Source organism: Mycobacterium gordonae (assembly GCF_001417955.2).
GTDB classification, from domain to species: domain Bacteria; phylum Actinomycetota; class Actinomycetes; order Mycobacteriales; family Mycobacteriaceae; genus Mycobacterium; species Mycobacterium gordonae_B.
On record NZ_LKTM01000013.1, the window covers coordinates 68,645 to 89,161 of the forward strand.

Annotated in this window: 17 protein-coding genes; 13 read left to right on the forward strand and 4 right to left on the reverse strand. The window is 66.5% G+C overall.

The window, feature by feature from the left end; all coding sequences use genetic code 11:
• The first annotated feature begins 156 nt into the window (after nucleotides 1-156).
• On the forward strand, nucleotides 157-561 hold the full coding sequence (locus AO501_RS03855; RefSeq protein WP_055576461.1) for an MmpS family transport accessory protein: 405 nt from the start codon (nucleotides 157-159) through the stop codon (nucleotides 559-561).
• The gene (locus tag AO501_RS03860) at nucleotides 558-3,449 is read left to right on the forward strand and encodes an RND family transporter (RefSeq protein ID WP_055576462.1); all 2,892 of its coding nucleotides are present in this window, start codon (nucleotides 558-560) and stop codon (nucleotides 3,447-3,449) included. Before AO501_RS03855 ends, AO501_RS03860 begins: the two co-directional genes overlap by 4 nt.
• Here the strand turns inward: AO501_RS03860 and AO501_RS03865 are convergent.
• Both AO501_RS03865 and AO501_RS03870 read right to left on the reverse strand, forming a co-directional pair.
• Nucleotides 3,446-5,293 (reverse strand): EAL domain-containing protein, encoded by a 1,848-nt coding sequence (locus AO501_RS03865; RefSeq protein ID WP_055576463.1) that lies wholly within the window; start codon nucleotides 5,291-5,293, stop codon nucleotides 3,446-3,448. The genes AO501_RS03860 and AO501_RS03865 overlap by 4 nt on opposite strands.
• A gap of 190 nt (nucleotides 5,294-5,483) precedes the next feature.
• Nucleotides 5,484-6,140, reverse strand: a complete 657-nt coding sequence (locus AO501_RS03870; RefSeq protein WP_156452292.1) for an amino acid-binding protein — start codon at nucleotides 6,138-6,140, stop codon at nucleotides 5,484-5,486.
• A gap of 146 nt (nucleotides 6,141-6,286) precedes the next feature.
• Between AO501_RS03870 and gatC the strand changes: the two genes are divergently transcribed.
• The 6 genes from gatC to AO501_RS03900 all read left to right on the forward strand — a co-directional run bounded on the left by gatC (nucleotide 6,287) and on the right by AO501_RS03900 (nucleotide 12,738).
• On the forward strand, nucleotides 6,287-6,586 hold the full coding sequence (gatC, locus tag AO501_RS03875; RefSeq protein ID WP_055576465.1) for an Asp-tRNA(Asn)/Glu-tRNA(Gln) amidotransferase subunit GatC: 300 nt from the start codon (nucleotides 6,287-6,289) through the stop codon (nucleotides 6,584-6,586).
• Entirely contained in the window at nucleotides 6,583-8,067 is a 1,485-nt protein-coding gene (gatA, locus tag AO501_RS03880; RefSeq protein ID WP_055576466.1) for an Asp-tRNA(Asn)/Glu-tRNA(Gln) amidotransferase subunit GatA, read from the forward strand. The genes gatC and gatA overlap by 4 nt, the downstream gene beginning before the upstream one ends.
• Before the next feature lie 98 nt (nucleotides 8,068-8,165).
• Nucleotides 8,166-9,197, forward strand: a complete 1,032-nt coding sequence (locus tag AO501_RS03885; RefSeq protein ID WP_055576467.1) for an ATP-dependent 6-phosphofructokinase — start codon at nucleotides 8,166-8,168, stop codon at nucleotides 9,195-9,197.
• Between the two features lie 377 nt (nucleotides 9,198-9,574).
• Nucleotides 9,575-10,432 (forward strand): MinD/ParA family ATP-binding protein, encoded by an 858-nt coding sequence (locus AO501_RS03890; protein WP_231752326.1) that lies wholly within the window; start codon nucleotides 9,575-9,577, stop codon nucleotides 10,430-10,432.
• A 115-nt stretch (nucleotides 10,433-10,547) separates the two neighbouring features.
• Nucleotides 10,548-12,056 (forward strand): Asp-tRNA(Asn)/Glu-tRNA(Gln) amidotransferase subunit GatB, encoded by a 1,509-nt coding sequence (gene gatB, locus AO501_RS03895; protein ID WP_055576469.1) that lies wholly within the window; start codon nucleotides 10,548-10,550, stop codon nucleotides 12,054-12,056.
• A gap of 124 nt (nucleotides 12,057-12,180) precedes the next feature.
• On the forward strand, nucleotides 12,181-12,738 hold the full coding sequence (locus AO501_RS03900) for a flavin reductase family protein (RefSeq protein WP_055576470.1): 558 nt from the start codon (nucleotides 12,181-12,183) through the stop codon (nucleotides 12,736-12,738).
• Nucleotides 12,739-12,815: 77 nt separating this feature from the next.
• Here the strand turns inward: AO501_RS03900 and AO501_RS03905 are convergent, their stop codons facing one another.
• Nucleotides 12,816-13,937: a PQQ-dependent sugar dehydrogenase gene (locus AO501_RS03905; protein ID WP_055576471.1), complete on the reverse strand. Its 1,122-nt coding sequence runs from the start codon at nucleotides 13,935-13,937 to the stop codon at nucleotides 12,816-12,818.
• 323 nt (nucleotides 13,938-14,260) lie between these two features.
• Here AO501_RS03905 and AO501_RS03910 point away from each other — a divergent pair, with 323 nt between their 5' ends.
• The 3 genes from AO501_RS03910 to AO501_RS03920 all read left to right on the forward strand — a co-directional run bounded on the left by AO501_RS03910 (nucleotide 14,261) and on the right by AO501_RS03920 (nucleotide 17,347).
• On the forward strand, nucleotides 14,261-15,115 hold the full coding sequence (locus tag AO501_RS03910; protein WP_055576472.1) for a DoxX family protein: 855 nt from the start codon (nucleotides 14,261-14,263) through the stop codon (nucleotides 15,113-15,115).
• 211 nt (nucleotides 15,116-15,326) lie between these two features.
• Nucleotides 15,327-15,878 carry a DUF4333 domain-containing protein gene (locus AO501_RS40005; protein ID WP_082658369.1) on the forward strand — a complete coding sequence of 184 codons (552 nt, stop codon included), beginning with the start codon at nucleotides 15,327-15,329 and terminating at the stop codon, nucleotides 15,876-15,878.
• The gene (locus AO501_RS03920) at nucleotides 15,875-17,347 is read left to right on the forward strand and encodes a neutral zinc metallopeptidase (RefSeq protein WP_055576474.1); all 1,473 of its coding nucleotides are present in this window, start codon (nucleotides 15,875-15,877) and stop codon (nucleotides 17,345-17,347) included. Before AO501_RS40005 ends, AO501_RS03920 begins: the two co-directional genes overlap by 4 nt.
• A 10-nt stretch (nucleotides 17,348-17,357) precedes the next feature.
• Here AO501_RS03920 and AO501_RS03925 read toward each other — a convergent pair whose 3' ends face one another.
• A complete protein-coding gene (locus AO501_RS03925; RefSeq protein ID WP_231752327.1) occupies nucleotides 17,358-17,735 on the reverse strand; it encodes a PH domain-containing protein in 378 nt (125 codons plus the stop codon).
• Nucleotides 17,736-18,074: 339 nt separating this feature from the next.
• On the opposite strand from AO501_RS03925, the gene AO501_RS03930 reads away from it, so the two are divergent.
• Both AO501_RS03930 and ilvN read left to right on the forward strand, forming a co-directional pair.
• Nucleotides 18,075-19,955 carry an acetolactate synthase large subunit gene (locus AO501_RS03930; RefSeq protein ID WP_055576508.1) on the forward strand — a complete coding sequence of 627 codons (1,881 nt, stop codon included), beginning with the start codon at nucleotides 18,075-18,077 and terminating at the stop codon, nucleotides 19,953-19,955.
• Entirely contained in the window at nucleotides 19,955-20,470 is a 516-nt protein-coding gene (ilvN, locus tag AO501_RS03935; protein WP_055576475.1) for an acetolactate synthase small subunit, read from the forward strand. The genes AO501_RS03930 and ilvN overlap by 1 nt, the downstream gene beginning before the upstream one ends.
• The last annotated feature ends 47 nt before the right edge of the window (nucleotides 20,471-20,517 follow it).

Sequence of the window (20,517 nt, forward strand, 5' to 3'; positions counted from 1 at the left end):
TTAGCAAAGTGCACGCGCGCGTCTCTTGTGCAGTACGGTCCAGTACCGTACTGTCAAAGCCAGAGAACGTGCCGGCGCGCCGGTGGAATCGCCCGATCATCGAAAGGTCAACGGGTGAAAGGTGTTTCGCGGACATCCTGGTTCAGGAGGGGATGGATGGGGCTGGTTGCGGTCGTCGTCGTAGTGACCGCGGGATTTGCCATCTACCGCCTGCACGGCATGTTCAACGCCGGCAAGAGCGCGTCGGCCGGCCACGGCATTTCCAATGAGATCGTCCCGTTCAACCCCAAGCACGTGGTTCTCGAGGTCTTCGGCGCCCCGGGGGCGACGGCCACCATCAACTACCTCGACGTCAACGCCCAGCCGCAGGAGGTCGTCAACGCCGTCCTGCCGTGGTCGTTCACCATCACCACCACCGAGCCGGCGGTCCTGGGAAACGTTGTGGCACAAGGCAGCGGTGACACCCTCTCGTGCCGGATCACCGTCAACGGCGACGTCAAGGACGAACGCACCGTCACCACGCCCAACGCGTACACCTTCTGTCTGGACAAGTCCGGATGAGCAACGAGCAGCTGCCACGAATTCCGCACACCATCCGCCGGCTCTCGGTGCCGATACTGCTGTTCTGGGTGGTGCTGGCGGGAGTCTCCAACGCGCTGGTGCCGCAACTGGAAGAGGTGGGCAAGACCCACAACGTGGCGCTGATCATGGCGGACGCGCCGTCGCTGCAGGCGACCAAGCGCATCGGTCAGAAGTTCCACGAGTTCGACACCGACAGCACCGCCATGGTTGTGCTGGAAGGTGATCAGCCGCTGGGAGCCGACGCCCACCGGTATTACGACACGCTGATCCGCAGGCTCGAGGCCGACCGCAAGCACGTCGAGCACGTTCAGGACTTCTGGGGGGACACGCTGACCGCCGCCGGGTCGCAGAGCTCCGACGGCAAGGCCGCCTACGTGCAGCTGAATCTCGCCGGCAATCAGGGTTCGGCGCTGGCCAACGAATCCGTCGGCGCGGTAAGGGAAATCATCGAACACCTACCACCCCCGGCGGGTGTCAAGGCCTGCGTGACCGGTGCGGCGCCAGTGATCTCGGATCAGTTCGACGTCGGAAGCAAGGGGACCGCCAAGGTCACCGGCATCACCGTCGGGGTGATCGCCTTGATGCTGCTCTTCGTCTACCGCTCCTTCTTGACCATGCTGCTGGTGCTGGTGACGGTCCTGATCGAGATGGCCGCGGCCCGCGGCATCGTCGCCTTCCTCGGTAATGCCGGCATCATCGGATTGTCGACCTATGCGACGAATCTGCTCACCCTGCTGGTGATCGCCGCCGGAACCGACTATGCGATCTTCGTCGTCGGTCGCTACCAGGAAGCGCGCGGCGCAGGCGAAGACCGGGATACGGCCTACTACACCATGTTTCGCGGCACCGCCCACATCGTATTGGGTTCGGGGCTGACCGTTGCCGGTGCGGTGTTCTGTTTGAGTTTCACCCGGCTGCCGTACTTCCAAAGTCTGGGTATCCCGGCGGCACTTGGCATCCTCGTCGCCCTGGTCGCCGCGCTGACGCTGGCCCCGGCCGTGCTGACCCTGGGCGCCCGGGTCGGCATCTTCGAACCCAAACGTGCGATGCGGACCCGCGGTTGGCGCCGAATCGGAACGGCCATCGTGCGCTGGCCGGGCCCGGTGCTGACGGTGGCGTGCGCCCTGGCCTTCATCGGCCTGCTCACCCTGCCCGGATACAAAACGAGCTACGACACCCGCCCCTACATGCCGGACAGCGCGCCGGCCAACGTCGGATACGCCGCTGCCGAACGGCATTTCTCGCGGGCCCGGCTGGAACCCGAATTGCTGATGCTGGAAAGCGACCATGACATGCGCACCCCAGCCGACATGCTGATCCTGGACAGGGTGGCCAAGGCGGTGTTCCACCTACCCGGCATCGCGCAGGTGCAGTCCATCACCAGGCCGCTGGGCACTCCGCTCAACCACACCTCGCTGGCGTTCCAGATCAGCGCGCAGAGCGCCAACCAGACCGAAAACCTGCGTTACCAACGAGATCGCGCGGACGACCTGCTACGCCAGGCCGGTGAGCTGTCGAAGGGCATCGACATCCTGCGCCAGCAGTACACCCTGCAGCAGGAACTTGCGGCCACCACGCACAGCGAGGCCCAGAGTTTCCGCGACACCGTCGCCATCATGAACGACCTGCGCGACAAGATCGCCAACTTCGACGATTTCTTCCGGCCCATCCGGAGCTACTTCTATTGGGAGAAGCACTGTTTCGATATCCCGGCCTGCTTCGCAATCAGGTCGGTGCTCGACGCCCTGGACGGGATCGACCAACTCACGTCACGGTTTGAGGACCTCACAGCCACCCTGGAGAAACTCGACGCGTTGCAGCCCAAACTGGTGGCTCTGATCCCGCAACAGATCGCCAGTCAGGAGACCAATCATGACCTGACGATGGCGAACTACGCCACGCTGTCCGGAATCTACGCGCAGACCGCCGCGGCCATCGAGAACTCGACGGCGCTGGGGCGCGCCTTCGACACCGCCAAGAACGACGACACCTTCTACCTGCCGCCGGAAGTCTTCAACAACCCCGACTTCAAACGGGGGCTCAAGCTCTTCCTCTCACCCGACGGCAAGGCCGCGCGAATGATCATCACCCACGAAGGCGATCCCGCAACGCCGGAAGGCATTTCCCATATCGAGCCGATCAGGAACGCCGCACACGAGGCCGTGAAGGGCACGCCGATGGCCGAGGCGAAGTTCTATCTCGGCGGCACCGCGGCCACCTATTCGGACATCCAGGACGGCGCCAAGTACGACCTGATGATCGCCGGAATCGCCGCGCTGAGCCTGATTCTGTTGATCATGATGATGCTGACCCGCAGCCTGGTCGCCGCGCTGGTGATCGTCGGCACGGTGGCGCTTTCGCTGGGCGCCTCGTTCGGGCTGTCAGTGTTGGTGTGGCAGTACATGTTCGGGATCAAGCTGTACTGGGTGGTGCTGGCGCTGGCGGTGATCCTGCTGCTGGCCGTCGGCTCGGATTACAACCTGCTGTTGATCTCCCGGTTCCGCGAAGAGATCGGGGCCGGTCTCAACACCGGAATCATCCGGGCGATGGCGGGATCGGGTTCCGTGGTCACCTCGGCGGGCCTGGTGTTCGCGGTCACCATGTGCGCCTTCCTGTTCAGCGGCTTTCAGGTGCTGGGTCAAATCGGGACCACCATCGGGCTGGGCCTGTTGTTCGACACGCTGATCGTGCGGTCGTTCATGACGCCGTCAATCGCGGCGCTGCTGGGGCGCTGGTTCTGGTGGCCGCAACGCGTGCGTCCGCGTCCGGCCAGCCAGATGCTGCGACCGTACGGCCCCCGGTCGGCGGTCCGGCAGCTGCTGCTGTGGGAGGACGACGACCCGGTGGTGAAACCCCAAGCGCACTAACGCAATCCGGTTTCGATGCGCCCGGCCGCAAGCAGCTGTCGGGTTGCCGAGGCGGACAGCGGCCGGCGGAACAGGAAGCCCTGAGCCCGCACGCAGCCCTCCTTCAGCAGTGTCCGGGCCGCACCTTCGCTCTCGACGCCCTCGGCGACCACGTTCAGGTCGAGCGCCTCGGCCAGCCCCATGACGGCCCGGACGATGGCCAGATCGTCGGCGCTGACGTCGAGATCCCGGACGAATCCGCGGTCGATCTTCAGGGTGCTCACCGGCAGTGTCCTGAGCAGTCCCATGCCGCTGAACCCGGTGCCGAAGTCGTCGATGGCGATGTCGATGCCGAGGTCGGTGAGTGCGCTCAGCGTGGCCCGGGTGCTGGACACGTCTCGGATGAGCATGCTCTCGGTGATCTCCAGCCCGATCGCCATGCCGGTGAGGCCGAACTTGCCGACGATCCTGCTGACCGTGTTCACCAGGTCCTGGGCGACCAGCTGGGCCGGGGAGACGTTGACGCGCAACATGGTATCGAGGCCGACGCCTTCGGAGCGCCACTGTGACAGGTCGGCGCAGGCCGCGTTGAGCACCCACTTGCCCAACTCGCCGGCCAGGTTCAGCGATTCGGCGATGGGGATGAACACGTCGGGCAGCAGGAGTCCCCGGGTCGGGTGTTGCCAGCGAGCGAGCGCCTCAACCGCGAGGATCTTGCCGGTCAGCATGTCTATCTCGGGCAGGTAGAGCACCGTCAGCGCATCGGTTTCGATGGCGCCCGGCAGGTGCAGCTCGATGTCGGCACGAATCTTGCGCCGGTTGATCACATCGGTGGAGACGACGCCGATCCGTTGCGCGCCAGTGCCTTTGGTGCATTGCAGTGCGTCGTCGGCGTGCCGGAGCAGGTCCAGGCTGGAGTCTTTTCCGGGGGTGCCGGTCGCGACACCGACGCTCACTGTGCGGTTGAGCACCTCGCCGCCGATGGCCACGTGATCCGTCAGCCGGGAGCTCAGTCGCTCGGCCAGGAGCCTCGCTTCGGCGAGGTCCATCGCCGTCGCCGGCACGACGACGAATTCGTCGCCGCCGATCCGGGCGATCAGGCCCTGCCCCTGTATTGCCGCACTGGTTTCGGTGGCGAAGTCGCGGATGAACGCATCGCCGGCGTCATGCCCGAGGTAGTCGTTGATCGCCTTGAGACGGTCGAGATTGAACACCAGCACCGTCACCGGGCCGGGCTGGCCCGCGGCCAGACGCCCGTCGAGGTGGTTCACCAGGGCGCGCCGGTTAGGCAGGGCGGTCAGATCGTCGTGGCTGGCTTGATAGCTCAACTGATCCTCGATGCTGATCCGAGCCTGAACCTGCGCCAGCATGGTGGCCACCACGGTCAGCGCGTTGATCTCGTCGCCGCTCCAGCTACGGTCGCCGTATTTGATGAAACCGAGTGTCCCGGTGGTGACATCGCCGGACAGCAGTGGAATTGAGGCCAGCGAGACGGCCGGAAGGCCGCTCGCTTCGGAGATGGTCTGCTGGTATTTCTCGTCCTGGGATTCGGGCCGCAGGATCACCGGTTCCTTGGCGTTCTCGGCGAGCGCGAACACCGGGTCGGCATCGGCGAAATAGATGGTGTGCAACGGGTCGGGGTCCGGAATGTGTGGTCGCGGCGGCCATTCGGCCACCAACACGGTGGCGCGGATGGTGTGGTCGTTGTGCCGCAGAAAGCTGACATCGACGTCGAGGTAACGAACGAGCTCAGCCAGGACCTCCGTAGTTTTCGCCATGGCGGTGCTGCTGGTGGCGCCCAGCAGCTTGGTGGCCACCGTGGTGATGATGGCGTGCAAACTGGCCGGTGAAGGGTGGCTCTGCATGTGGCGGCTATCGAGCTGGTTTGCTGAAAACGGTCCGATGCGAACCCTAACAGCACATTCGTCCAGCCCGGCAACATTTCGTCTATTTGCCAGGTAATTCGCTCCGCAACCTGGATGGGAGTGGCGGGCCGGCTCGGGCGTCCAGATTATGCTGATGAAATCCGTTGTGGCGCAATCGGTCGTGCCGTCTTCAGCGCAGCAGGGTGGCGACGATGCCGGCCAGGTAGCCCAGGCGGGCCACCTCCGACGGCCGGAATTCCGGACCCGGCCGGCCCAGCACCACGGCGGTGTGCGAGTCGCCCAGCGGGGCCGCGACCATCGTCGTGTCCATATCGCGCCAGGCCTGCGGCACCCATTCGGCGCTGCCGTCGAGCGTCAGGGCGTGTTCGATCGGTAGCCATGGTGCCGAATCGGCCCGTGTTTCGGGTGCACCGGTGCTGCCGGCCAGCCGCTGCACCTTGCCCTGGGTGTCGCGCAGTACCGTGCACCAGCTCACCCGCAGGATCCGCGGCGCCTGGTCCGCCAGCACCTGCAGCCTGGACGCGTTGTCGCCGGCGGCGGAGACGAGGTCGAGCAGTTCCAGCTCGCGGTGGGCCTCGAGCAGGCCGGTGTGCGGGCGCACGCTGTCCACGCGAACTCCGGGCAGCGATTCGGCTGCGGTGATCAGAGTGTCGGGCATTGCTCCCGGGGGAAGTTCGATCACCAGGTCGTCGATCGCGTATCCGGCAGCGCGCTCCACGACATCCAGCGACAGGATGTCGGCGCCTACCGACCCGAGCGCGACGGCGAGCGACCCCAGACTGCCTGGTCGGTCGACCAACTCGATGCGCAACAGATACGACGGCACGGCCAACACTGTTGCACAGCGACGCGCGAGTGGCATGTCGGCCGCTGCGGCCGGACGGTCCCCCTACGCGAGCGTGAAGCCGTCTTCACGCTGGTAGGCGGGCGTGAAGCCAGCTTCACGCCCGCGGCACGTTAGGCTTTTCGCTCGTGTCCCAGATCTCCCGCGACGAGGTGGCCCACCTGGCCCGGCTGGCCCGGCTGGCATTGACCGAGACCGAGCTGGACAGTTTCGCCGGCCAGCTCGACGCCATCTTGAGCCACGTCAGCCAGATTCAGGCCGTTGACGTGACCGGCGTCGAAGCGACCGACAACCCGCTCACGGACGTCAACGTGACCCGTCCGGACGAGCCGGCGCCCTGCCTGACTCAGCAGCAGGCGCTCGCCGCGGCGCCGGAGGCGGTCGACGGGCGCTTCGCGGTCCCGCAGATCCTGGGGGAGAGCCAGTGACCGACATCATCCGGCTCGACGCTGCCACCCTGGCCGCCAAGATCGCCGCCAAGGAGCTCTCGTCTGTCGAAGTCACGCAGGCCTGCCTGGACCAGATCGAGGCGACCGACGACCGCTACGGCGCCTTCCTGCACGTCGCCGCCGACCAGGCGCTGGCGGCCGCGGCGGCGGTTGACGAGGCGGTGACCGCCGGCAAGCAGCTCCCGTCGGCGCTGGCCGGAGTGCCGCTGGCGCTCAAGGATGTGTTCACCACAGCGGACATGCCGACCACCTGTGGCTCCAAGATCCTGGAAGGCTGGCAGTCGCCGTATGACGCCACGCTGACGGCGCGGTTGCGGGCGGCGGGCATCCCGATTCTGGGCAAGACGAATATGGACGAGTTCGCCATGGGCTCGTCGACGGAGAACAGCGCCTTCGGCCCGACCCGCAACCCCTGGGACGTCGAGCGGGTGCCAGGCGGTTCCGGCGGCGGCAGCGCGGCCGCCCTGGCCGCGTTTCAGGCGCCCCTGGCCATCGGGTCCGACACCGGCGGCTCGATCCGGCAGCCGGCGGCGCTGACCGCCACCGTCGGCGTCAAACCGACCTATGGCACGGTGTCGCGCTACGGGCTGATCGCCTGCGCGTCGTCGCTGGACCAGGGCGGTCCGTGCGCGCGCACCGTTCTCGACACCGCGTTGCTGCACGAGGTGATCGCCGGCCACGACCCCCGCGACTCCACCTCGATCGACGCTGCGGTGCCCGACGTCGTCGGTGCCGCACGAGCGGGCGCCGCCGGGGACCTGAGCGGCGTGCGTGTCGGTGTAGTACGCCAGCTGCACACCGGGGAGGGCTACCAGCCGGGGGTGCTGGCGTCGTTCGAGGCCGCCGTCGAGCAGCTCAAGTCTTTAGGTGCGCAGGTCAGCGAGGTCGACTGCCCGCATTTCGACTACTCGTTGCCGGCGTATTACCTGATCCTGCCGTCCGAGGTGTCGAGCAACCTGGCTCGCTTCGATGCGATGCGTTACGGCCTGCGCGTCGGCGACGACGGCACGCACAGCGCCGAAGAGGTCATGGCGATGACCCGGGCAGCCGGCTTCGGGCCGGAGGTCAAGCGGCGCATCATGATCGGCACCTACGCCCTGTCCGCCGGGTACTACGACGCCTACTACAACCAGGCGCAGAAGGTGCGCACGCTGATTGCCCGGGATCTCGACGAGGCTTACAAGTCCGTCGACGTGCTGGTGTCGCCGGCGACCCCGACCACCGCGTTCCGGCTGGGGGAGAAGGTCGACGACCCGCTGGCCATGTACCTGTTCGACCTGTGCACCCTCCCGCTGAACCTGGCCGGCCATTGCGGCATGTCGGTGCCGGCCGGACTGTCACCGGATGACGGACTGCCGGTGGGCCTGCAGATCATGGCGCCCGCGCTGGCCGACGACCGGTTGTACCGCGTGGGCGCGGCTTACGAGGCCGCCCGGGGCGCCTTGCCGACCGCGATTTAGACCTGGCGAGCAGACGCAAAGTCGCATGAAACCCTGGGTTTCTATGCGATTTCGCGTCTGCTCGCGCCAGGTAGGGGGCCACAGGGCAAGATGAGGACATGCGGATCGGAGTTCTCACAGGCGGTGGTGACTGTCCCGGCCTCAACGCCGTCATCCGGGCGGTAGTGCGCACCTGCGACGCCCGCTACGGCTCGTCGGTGGTCGGATTTCAGGACGGCTGGCGCGGGCTGCTGGAGAACCGGCGCATGCAACTGCGTAACGACGACCGTAACGACCGGTTGCTGGCCAAGGGCGGAACGATGCTGGGGACGGCCCGCGTGAACCCCGCCAAGCTGCGGGCCGGGCTCGATCAGGTCAAGCAGACCCTCGACGACAACGGCATCGACGTCCTCATCCCGATCGGCGGCGAGGGCACCCTGACGGCCGCGCACTGGCTCTCGGAAGAAAACGTCCCGGTGGTCGGGGTGCCGAAGACCATCGACAACGACATCGACTGCACCGACGTGACCTTCGGCCACGACACCGCGCTGACCGTGGCCACCGACGCCATCGACCGCTTGCACAGCACCGCCGAATCCCACCAGCGCGTCATGCTGGTCGAGGTCATGGGCCGCCACGCCGGATGGATTGCGCTGAACGCGGGCCTGGCCTCCGGCGCCCACATGACGCTGATCCCCGAGCAGCCCTTCGACGTGGAGGAAGTGTGCCGGCTGGTCAAGCGGCGCTTCCAGCGCGGCGATTCACACTTCATCTGCGTGGTCGCCGAAGGAGCCAAGCCGGTGGCGGGCTCGATCGCGCTGCGCGAAGGCGGCTTGGACGAATTCGGCCACGAGAAGTTCACCGGGGTGGCTGCCCAGCTCGGCGCCGAGGTGGAAAAGCGGATCAACAAGGACGTCCGGGTGACGGTGCTGGGCCACGTCCAGCGGGGCGGGTCCCCGACCGCCTACGACCGGGTGCTGGCCACCCGGTTCGGGGTCAACGCGGCCGACGCGGCGCACGCGGGCGAATACGGGCAGATGGTGTCGCTGCGCGGGCAGGACATCGGGCGGGTGCCGCTGGCCGACGCCGTGCGCCAACTCAAGCTGGTGCCGGAGAGCCGCTACGACGACGCGGCCGCGTTCTTCGGCTGAGTCTGTTGGCTCAGCGGTAGTCCAGCCTTCACCTTTTGGCAGGTTTTTCGTTTTTAAGAATCGGCTATACGTCAAATATGAACAACCGCGGTCCGTATCGCGGAGTCCTTGAGCGGCCCGTTTCACCGGCCCGGACACAGGGTGGTCCGGTTCGAGATGGGCGGGTGAACGGCGATAGCGGGGCCATCACGGTGCCCCAGCCGCTCCGCCGGGACACATCCGCGTCTCGGCCACCTGCACCACCGCAGCCTCGCCCGGACCGGTTCAGAGCGCCGGTCGTGTCGAACCCTTCGATCCCTTCGGTCCGGGTCGCGGCCCCACCTGTGCGCCGTGAGCGCGTTCCGGGCGGAACGGCCCTGGATGCAATTGAGCCCGAGGTGCCCGACCGTGGGGACTGGCGGAAGCTGGTCAGGCGGTATGTGGGCGTTGACCTGGGTCTGGGCCGCGAAGCTGCACGCGAGAACGCGCTGCGCGAAGAGATTTGCACCCCGGTTGGCGGGGCCTTCCCCATCGCGGTGCTCAACCTCAAAGGCGGCGTCGGCAAGACCGCCGTCGTCGAAGCGCTCGGCTCGACCTTCGCCAGTCTGCGCTCTGACCGCGTCATCGCCGTCGACGCCGACGCCGGCGACTTGGCGGACCGGCACGGAAGGCGGAACAGCCTGACCATGGCCGAACTGCTGTCCGACCCGTCGGTGGCGCGTTATGCCGACGTACGGGCGCACACATATATGAACAGCTCCGGGCTGGAGGTGCTCGGGCCCCCGGACTACGCCAACAGCCACTGGAGCATCGGCCGCCAGGATTTCGTCAAGGCGTATTCGATATTGCGCAGCCACTATTCGCTGGTGTTGGTGGATTGCCCCAAGACACTCAAGTCGGGCGTGATGGAGGCGGTGTTGCCCGAGTCGCGCGCCCTCGTGGTGGTCACCAGCACCTCGATTGACGCCGTGCAGAAGACTCATATCACGCTGGAATGGTTGCGCCACAACGGATATGGCAAGTTACTCGAGTCGACCGTGCTTGCTGTGAACCACGTCGAGCGGACCAAGCTGAGCGCTTTGGCGGCGAAGGAACTCGAGTTGTTGTCGGCGCGGGTGGCGGCCACCGTGGTGCTGCCGTTCGACCGGCACGTGCACCGGGGGACGGAGATCGGGCTGGACCGCTTGAGCAAGGAGAGCCGGCGCTGCTATCTGGAGATGGCCGCCGCGGTGGCCCGGACGTTCCCGAAGCGCTAGCCCGGCGACCCGCTTCGCCCGGCTCCGCCGCGCTCGCGATCCCCACTAGGTCGATGGTGGTGACCCGCTTCGCCCGGCTCCGCCGCGCTCGCGATCCCCACTAGGATCAATTGCTATGACGGTTGCTGGTGCTGAGCTGCTCGAATACGACGAGGTCATCCAACGATTCGATCCGGTACTCGGACTCGAAGTCCATGTCGAGCTGTCAACAGCCACCAAAATGTTCTGCGGCTGCACCAACACTTTCGGCGGCGAGCCCAACACCCAGGTGTGCCCGGTCTGCCTCGGTCTGCCCGGCTCGCTGCCGGTGCTCAACCGGGTCGCGGTCGAGTCGGCGATCCGGATCGGCCTGGCGCTGAACTGCGAGATCGTCGACTGGTGCCGGTTCGCCCGGAAGAACTACTTCTACCCGGACATGCCGAAGAACTACCAGATCTCCCAGTACGACGAGCCGATCGCCATCAACGGCTACCTCGAGGCGCCGCTGGAGGACGGCACCACGTGGCGGGTGGAGATCGAACGCGCTCACATGGAGGAGGACACCGGCAAGCTCACCCACATCGGCAGTGAAACCGGCCGAATCCACGGCGCGACGACGTCGCTGATCGACTACAACCGGGCCGGCGTACCCCTGATCGAGATCGTCACCAAGCCCATCGTCGGCGCCGGCGAGCGCGCCCCGCAGATCGCCCGCGCCTATGTGACGGCGCTGCGGGCCCTGTTGCGCGGACTCGACGTATCCGACGTGCGGATGGATCAGGGTTCGATGCGTTGCGACGCCAACGTATCGCTGATGCCCAAGGGCACCACCGAATTCGGCACCCGCACCGAGACCAAAAACGTCAACTCACTCAAGAGCGTCGAGGTTGCGGTCCGCTACGAAATGCAGCGTCAGGCCGCGGTTCTGCTGGCCGGAGGCTCGATCGTCCAGGAGACCAGGCACTTTCACGAGGCCGGCTACACCAGTCCCGGCCGCGCGAAGGAAACCGCCCAGGACTACCGGTACTTTCCCGAGCCCGACCTCGAACCCGTCGCGCCCAGCCGCGAGCTGGTCGAGCGGTTACGCCAGACCATCCCTGAGCTGCCGTGGCTGAGCCGCAAGAGAATTCAGGAGGAATGGGGTTTCTCCGATGAGGTGATGCGGGACCTCGTCAACGCGGGCGCCGTCGAACTGATCGCCGAGACCGTCAAGCACGGAGCGGCTAGCAAGGACGCCCGCTCGTGGTGGGGAAACTTCTTGCTGCAGAAGGCAAATGAGGCCGGTATCAGCTTGGAAGAACTGGCGATCACCCCGAAGCAGGTGGCCGAGGTGATCGCTCTGGTGGACCAGGGCAAGCTGTCCAACAAGCTGGCGCGCGAAGTCGTTGAGGGTGTGCTGGCCGGGGAAGGCGAACCCGAAGCCGTGATGACGGCGCGCGGCCTGGCGCTGGTGCGCGACGATTCGCTCACCCAGGCCGCGGTGGACGAGGCGCTGGCCGCCAATCCCGATGTGGCAGAGAAGATTCGGGGAGGAAAGGTGGCCGCGGCGGGCGCGATCGTCGGTGCGGTGATGAAGGCCACCCGCGGGCAGGCCGACGCGGCGCGGGTGCGCGAGCTGGTACTGGCTGCTTGCGGCCAGGCCTGACGATCGGGTTATCGGCTTCAAGCGTGTCACCGATTGCGACCGCCAAGTGACGGCGTAGGACTTCGGTAGGAAAAGACCGGAAAGAGTCCCGCAACGGCCGCGGCGCACCCATCATGGTGGAGTGATGGGTGAACCGTTCGACGACCTGATGTCGATGCTGGACTCTCCGGTGTTCATAGTGACCACGGCGGCCGACGGTATTCCGTCGGGCTGCCTGGTCGCCTTCGGCACCCAGACCAGTGTGCAGCCGCCCAGCTTCATGGTGGGTCTGCCTGCCGGCAGCGGCACCCATGAGGTGGGCAGCCGGTCCGAGTACGTCGCGGTGCACGTCGTGCCGCGCAGCCGGCAGGTGCTGGCTGAGTTGTTCGGGAATTGCCCGGACGACCCGTTTGCGCACTGCTCGTGGCGGGCGGGTCCGCTGGGAATGCCGATCCTTGACGACGCCGCCGCGTGGTTCGTAGGGCGGATTGTGAGCCGCAGCCCGGTCGCCGACCATGTGGCCTATCTGCTGGAGCCCGTCGCCACCTGGGCTCCCGAAAACGCCGACGAGTTGCTGTACCTGTCGGACCTCGATGAGGAGTTCGAGCCGGGCCAGGAGGAGCAGCAGCGGCTCTACAGCGGTGAGCGGAACGCGGCGCAACCCAAGTACGGCATGCGGTTCACCCTCAACGCGCCGTTCTAACGGGCCGCGAGAAGACGCAAAAGCGCCGTGGAGCACGCGCTCCCGGGCGATTTTGCGTCTGCTCGCCAGGGGACCGGTCAGGTCTTGTCGTCGTTGTTGCGCGGGAAGCCGCCGCCCTGCGGGAACAGCGGGAACACCACGTCGTCGAGCTTCTCGGCGTCACCCGCGGTCTTGTTGACCGTCGCACCCCAGACGTTGCCGTCCGGGGACATCCGCAGCGCCCACGCGTGCGCGTGCGTGTCCTTACGGACCACGTCGGGTTCACCGGTGACCGCGCCGGTCTTCGGCGCCAGCCGCACCGCCACCGTCAGCTTGGTGTTGATCAGGTTCACCAGCACGGTGCCGTCCATCGCCGCACAACCCGCCACGCCGGGCTTGTCCGGCCAGGTCCACACCGTGGAGACCTCGGACTTCTTGGTGATGCGCTGCAGGCGGTCGGCGCCCGGCGTGCGGTCTGCCACATACAGCGAGCCGTCCACGGGATCGATGCACATGCCGCCGCCCGCGCCGACGCCCGACAGGGCCGTCGTCGGGGGTGCTTGCCCCAGGGTGGTGGGCTGCTCGATCCGCAACACCTTGCCGGCCAGCGACCTGGGGTCAGCGGCCATGGCCGGATTGCCGGCGTCGCCGGTCATCACCACCAGGGTCGTAGGGGTGGTGAAGATCAACGCGCCGGTGTTGCCGGTGGCACCTTTCGGGATGCCCGTCAGGATGTCTTTCGGGACGTCACCTTCGGCGATGCGGATGACGCGATTGTCGGTCGGGGTGCTGACGTAGGCGTACATCAGGCGGTCCTGGGAAAACGTGGGCGACAACACGATGTCCATCAGGCCGCCGTCGCCGGACGGGTCGACCGGGATGACCATCTTCACCTTGGGCTCGGCGCTGACGGAGATCTCCTTGACGGCACCGGTAGTGCGCTCGGCGACCAGGGCCGTCTTGCTGTCGACGCCCATGATCAGGCCGCTGGTGCTCTCCAGGCACCCCTGCATCACCCCGGGCGCCGGGCAGGCCTTGGGGAAGGGCGTGGGCGGCAGGGGAGGCGGCGGCGGAGGCGTGGAGCTGGGCTGCGGCTTGAGTTCCGGATTGGTCGTGAACGGCTGCGACTGGGCGTCGTTGAACCGTGCGCAGCCGCTGGACAGCAGCACCGCCGCAGACAGCGCAGCCAGCGCGCACCGAACCGACCGCCTTATCCGCATGACCGACAGGCTACGGAATCGGCGGTCAGGGCCGCCACCTGCCGCCGGATCCAGGGGCTTTCACGCGCATCGGAACCGCCGGTCCGCAGAGGCCGTGGTGTTGCCACAGGCCCCGGCGGTGGCGGCGGCGTCTCTGCCGCCGGGACCGGCCTGCCCGGCGGTTCCGGAGGCTCCGGCAGCTATCAGTAGGGATACCGGCTTTTTCCGACGCCGGTCGGTTCTGGGGCCTATCGTGACGTTTCAGTCGTCCAACTGCGGATTTAACAGTCCGAAGCGCCGCTCAAATCCCAGCTTCCAGCAAAAAAGCCCTTACCCTGACACGAGTGACCAGTTCGAATGACTCGCATTGGCAGCGGCCGGACCTCGCCCCAGGTGCGACGGCAGTGCCAACCTCCAGCCGTCCCGCCTCGGCAAGCCTGGTCGACCCCGAAGACGACCTGACACCCGCCGGCTACTCGGGTAACTTCGCCAACACCGGCACCACGACGATCATCCCGCCGTACGAACCTCAGACCGGCGGCTCGTCCTACAACCTGTTGGACGCGCAGGAGCCGTTGCCGTACGTGCAGCCGCAACCGACCAGCCGGCAGATTCCCGCTGCTTCCCCACCCGTCGATTTCGACGAAGAAGACGAGCGGATGCGCGCCGCCGGCCGGCGCGGCACCCAGAACTTCGGCCTGCTGGTGCTGCGCGTCGGACTGGGAGCGGTGCTGATCGCGCACGGGCTGCAGAAACTGTTCGGCTGGTGGGGCGGATCCGGCCTGCACGGATTCCGGAACTCGCTGCACGACATCGGATTTCAGCACGCCGACGTCCTGGCCTACGTCAGTGCGGGCGGCGAGATCGTCGCCGGGGTGCTGCTGGTGCTGGGACTGTTCACCCCGATCGCCGCCGCGGGTGCGCTGGCGTTCCTGCTCAACGGTCTGCTCGCATCCGCCTCGGCGCGGCCGCGCACCAACACCTTCACCTACTTCCTGCCGGACGGGCACGAATATCAGATCAGCCTTATCGTGATGGCCGTCGCCGTCATCTTGTCCGGTCCGGGGCGTTACGGCCTCGACGCGGGCCGGGGCTGGGCCCACCGGCCCTTCATCGGGTCGTTCGTGGCACTGCTGGCTGGTATCGCGGCCGGAATCGCCGTGTGGGTGCTGCTGAACGGTGTGAATCCGCTGGCCTGACGCCCGCGCTTTTCCCACCTGTGCGGCGCGGATGAATTAGCGTGGAGGCGGCCCGTTCACGTGCTGCGCAGATCGGCGCGGTGTTGCATGACCCGATGGGGGGACACCGGTGAGCACACCCCGTGATTACAACCAGCCTCCCTGGCCTCAACAGCCGCAGCGAGGGCCCGATCCGGGGCCGCCGGCCGGAACCCCCTGGTACCAGCAGCCGGTGGCTCGTCCGCCGTATCCGCCGCCCGGCCAGCACGGCCGACCCGGCCAGTACGCCCCGCCCGGCCAGCACGGCCGACCCGGCCAGTACGCCCCGCCCGGCCAGTACGGACAGCCCGGCCAGTACGGACAGCCGCCACAGTGGGGCCAGCCCGGTCCCACACCCTCGGCTGACACGCCAAAAGCCAAGAGCTCGAAGGGCTCCAAGAGCAAACCCTTTCTCATCGCCGGTGCAGTCGCCGCGGTGCTGATCGTCGGGGTGGTTGTAGTCCTGTTGGTGTCATCGGGCCTGAATCGGGACAGCAAGAAGGTCGCCGTGGCCGGAGTCCAGACCCAGGTCGAGCAGACCCTGGTGGACCGGATCACCGGCTACAGCTCCGGCGACATCTCCGACGTCAGGTGCAACGACGGTCGAGACCCGACGGTGAAAAAGGGCGGGAGTTTCACCTGTGACGTCACCGTGCGAGGTCAACGACGTCAGCTGAAGGTGACTTTTCAGGATGACAGCGGGACCTACTGGGTGGGCCTGCCCCAGCTCGAGGGTGGCAAATGAGGGCCTTCGTCCGGAACGTCGTCATAGCGTGCGGCGCCATGCTGGTGCTGGCCGGCTGCGGCGGCGGAACAACGAGCATGGTGAGTGGGCGGGCGGTTTCCGGTCTCTACGACCCTGCCGCTGCGGGCGGCCTGCCGGTGAGCGAGGGCCCGAGTGGGCCGCGAAGCGATGCGCCGAAGCCGACCGGCACGGTGAAGAACACCGACAACGGCGAAATCGACCACCTGGCGATGCTCGCGCTCAATGACATCGAAGAATTCTGGCAGAACAACTGGCCGGTTGCGGCCAAGAAGCCGTTCAAGGCCGTCGGCACGGTGGTGTCCTACGATTCCACCGACCCGTCGAGCCCGATAGTGTGCCGCTCCAAGACCTACAAGGTCATCAACGCCGCCTATGCGTTCAATTGCAATCTCGTGCTGTGGGATCGGGGGCAGCTGTTTCCCGCGGCCAAGAAGTACTTCGGCGATATGGCGGTGGTGGGGATTCTTGCGCACGAATTCGGGCACGCGCTGCAATTCAATGGGGGACTGGTCAACATCAGGACCACCCCGACCCTGGTCGAGGAGCAGCAGGCGGATTGTTTCGCGGGTGTCTATATCCGGTGGGTTGCCGAGGGCCACTCGTCACGGTTCACGGTGAACACCGGCGATGCGCTGAGTCATCTGATCGCCGGAATGCTCAAGACTTCGGACCCGATCATGTCGGAGGCTGACTTCGAGCAAAGTGAAGACGATGCGCACGGGACCGGGCTCGACCGGGTCAGCGCATTTCAGATGGGATTCGACAGCGGGTCCGCCACCTGCGCCAAAATAGACATGAATGAGATCAAACAACGACGCGGCGACGAGCCGTTGGCATTGCAGACCGACTCCTCAGGTGAAACCGACGCGGGCGAAGTGGCCATTGACAATGGCAGTGTGACCACGCTGATCGACATTCTGAATGCGGTCTTCACCCCGAAATCACCGCCCACATTGTCGTTCAGCACCGCGACGTGTTCGGATGCCCAGGCGACCCAGGGCGCCTCGTACTGCCCGGCAACCAACACCATCACCGCTGATTTGCCCGCTCTGCAGCAAATCGGTAAGCCCGGCGGCCGGAAAGGAATGACCGACCCGCAGATGTTGCAGGGCGACAACACCGCTATGTCCATCGTCACCTCCCGATATGTGCTGGCTATTCAGCACGAACGGGGGCTGCCCCTGGACACTCCCGTGAGCGCGGTGCGCACGGCGTGCCTGACCGGCGCCGCCCAGCGCAACATGGCTCAGCCGGTCAGCATCGCCTCCGGCAAGCAACTCGTGTTGACCGCCGGCGACCTGGACAAGGCGATCATCGGACTGCTGGTGAACGGCGTGGCTGCCAGTGATGTCAACGGTGCGAACATGCCGGCCGGCTTCACCCGCGTTCTCGCCTTCCGGGGCGGCGTTCTCAACAACATCGACGAGTGCTTCGACAGGATCGCCTGAGCCGGCGGTTTCAGCGGTAGGGGTTGGGCACCCGGCCCGCGCTGGCCTCGGTCAGCTGCGGGAGGGTCGCGAAGGTGACGGCCGGTAAGCGCAGCTCCGAGCCGTTCTTCAGGTGCGCGCGCGCCCAGTTGCCCCGGTGGAACCGCAATCCGTCGATGTCCTCCCAGGCCACGGACTGGCTGCCGAACAGCGTGCGCGCGGTCACGCTGCGGTCGTCGGCGACCGTGCGGAACCGGATGATCAACGCGGACAACAACACCGGAATCACCAATATCGGGGCGGTGAAGGGGAAGGCCGTCACCGGAACCAGCAGGCACAGGGTCAGAAACCCGACGGCGATATGCGCCATCGGCGACAGTTTGATGACGACGGGTGACTCGGTAACCACCCTCGCATCATTGCACCGCCTGCATCTCGGGTCGCTTTCGAGCGTGCCGACATGGCCTCGGGCGTGCAACGGTGGCGGCTATCCGGCGTGTTTCCAGCCCACGATGTACACGCGATGCCGGCATCGCACACTCGATCCCGGGTGCCGGATTTGACGGTTGAGCAGTGCGAAGGCTACCGTCGAGCATTATGCAGTCTGGAATGCTCGTAGTAATTAGTCGGCGCGTTGGTGCCTGACTAGCTCTATCGAGCACCAACGCAGCCCTCGTACAGCAGCCCAGCTGGCGGGGGTTTTTTAATGCCCCGAGACGCCACATACGAAAAAACCGAAGAGGAAACCGTGAGCGCACCCACCAAGCCACCGGCACCGGCCGCGACGCCCGCTTCACAAGAGGCCGCCGAAATCGCCTCGGATGCCGGGAAGGCAGCCGCCAAGCCGGCCACTGGCCAACCGAAACGCATTGCCCCGCACCAACTTACCGGCGCGCAGGCGGTCATCCGGTCGCTGGAGGCACTGGACGTCGACATCATCTTCGGCATCCCGGGCGGCGCGGTACTGCCGGTGTACGACCCGCTGTTCGACTCCCAGCAGCTGCGCCACGTCCTGGTGCGTCACGAGCAGGGCGCCGGCCACGCCGCCAGCGGCTACGCCCACGCCACCGGCCGGGTCGGCGTGTGCATGGCGACGTCGGGCCCCGGGGCCACCAACCTGGTCACCCCGCTGGCCGACGCGCAGATGGACTCCATCCCCGTCGTCGCCATCACCGGTCAGGTCGGCCGGCAGCTGATCGGGACCGACGCCTTCCAGGAAGCCGACATCTCGGGCATCACGATGCCGATCACCAAGCACAACTTCCTGGTCCGCACCGGTGACGAGATCCCCCGGGTGATCGCCGAGGCCTTCCACATCGCGGCATCCGGGCGGCCCGGCGCGGTTCTCGTCGACATCCCCAAGGATGTGCTGCAGGGCCAGTGCACGTTCAGTTGGCCGCCGCGCATGGAACTGCCCGGCTACAAGCCGAACACCAAACCGCACAGCCGCCAGATCCGCGAGGCAGCCAAGCTGATCGCCGCCGCGAAGAAGCCGGTGCTCTACGTCGGCGGCGGCATCATCCGCGGCGAGGCGACCCAGGAGCTCCTGCACCTGGCCGAACTCACCGGCATCCCGGTGGTGACGACGCTGATGGCGCGCGGTGCCTTCCCGGACAGCCACCGGCTGAACATGGGCATGCCCGGCATGCACGGCACCGTGGGTGCGGTGGCGGCGCTGCAGCGCAGCGACCTGCTGATCGCGCTGGGCACCCGCTTCGATGACCGGGTGACCGGCAAGCTCGAATCGTTCGCTCCGGAAGCCAAGGTCATCCACGCCGACATCGACCCCGCCGAGATCGGCAAGAACCGGCACGCCGACGTGCCGATCGTCGGTGACGTCAAGAACGTGATCACCGAACTGATCGAGATGCTGCGGCACTATGACACTCCCGGCAACCTCGACATCACGGACTGGTGGGAGTACCTGGAGGGCGTCCGCAAGACGTACCCGCTGAGCTACGACCCGCAGAGCGACGGCAGCCTGGGCCCGGAATTCGTGATCGAGAAGCTGGGCCAGATCGCGGGTCCGGACGCCATCTACGTGGCCGGCGTCGGCCAGCACCAGATGTGGGCCGCGCAGTTCATCAAGTACGAAAAGCCGCGCACCTGGCTGAATTCCGGCGGTCTGGGCACCATGGGCTTCGCCATCCCGGCGGCCATGGGAGCCAAGATCGCGCTGCCGGACACCGAGGTGTGGGCGATCGACGGCGACGGCTGCTTCCAGATGACCAACCAGGAGCTGGCCACCTGCGCCATCGAAGGCATCCCGATCAAGGTGGCGCTGATCAACAACGGCAACCTGGGCATGGTGCGGCAGTGGCAGACCCTCTTCTACGAAGAGCGGTACTCGCAGACCGACCTGGCCACCCACTCGCACCGCATCCCGGATTTCGTGAAGCTGGCCGAGGCGCTCGGTTGCGTCGGAATGCGTTGCGAGCGTGAGGAAGACGTCGAAGAGATGATCAACCGCGCGCGCGAGATCAACGACCGCCCGGTGGTGATCGACTTCATCGTCGGCGCCGACGCGCAGGTCTGGCCGATGGTCGCCGCGGGCACCAGCAACGACGAGATCCAGCACGCGCGCGGCATCCGCCCCCTGTTCGACGACATCACCGAAGGGCACGCCTGATGGCCAACGGATCGCCTAAGACGCACACACTCTCGGTCCTGGTCGAGGACAAGCCCGGTGTGCTCGCCCGCGTGGCGGCGCTGTTCTCGCGGCGCGGGTTCAATATCGAGTCCCTTGCTGTCGGTGCCACCGAGCAGAAGGACATGTCGCGGATGACCATCGTGGTCTCCGCCGAGGCGACCCCGCTCGAGCAGATCACCAAGCAGCTCAACAAGCTGATCAACGTGATCAAGATCGTCGAGCAGGACGTCGACAACTCGGTGGACCGGGAACTGGCGCTGATCAAGGTGCGCGCCGACGCCGGCACCCGCAGCCAGGTCATCGAAGCCGTGAACCTGTTCCGCGCCAACGTGATCGACGTGTCGCCGGAGTCACTGACCGTGGAGGCCACCGGCAACCGCGGCAAGCTGGAGGCGCTGTTGCGGGTATTGGAGCCGTTCGGTATCCGCGAGATCGTGCAGTCGGGTGTGGTGTCGATGGCCCGCGGGCCGCGCGGCATCGGCACCGCCAAGTAAGTTCTAGCTGTTTAACAAGAAGGAGTAATACCCGTGCCGCAGGCATT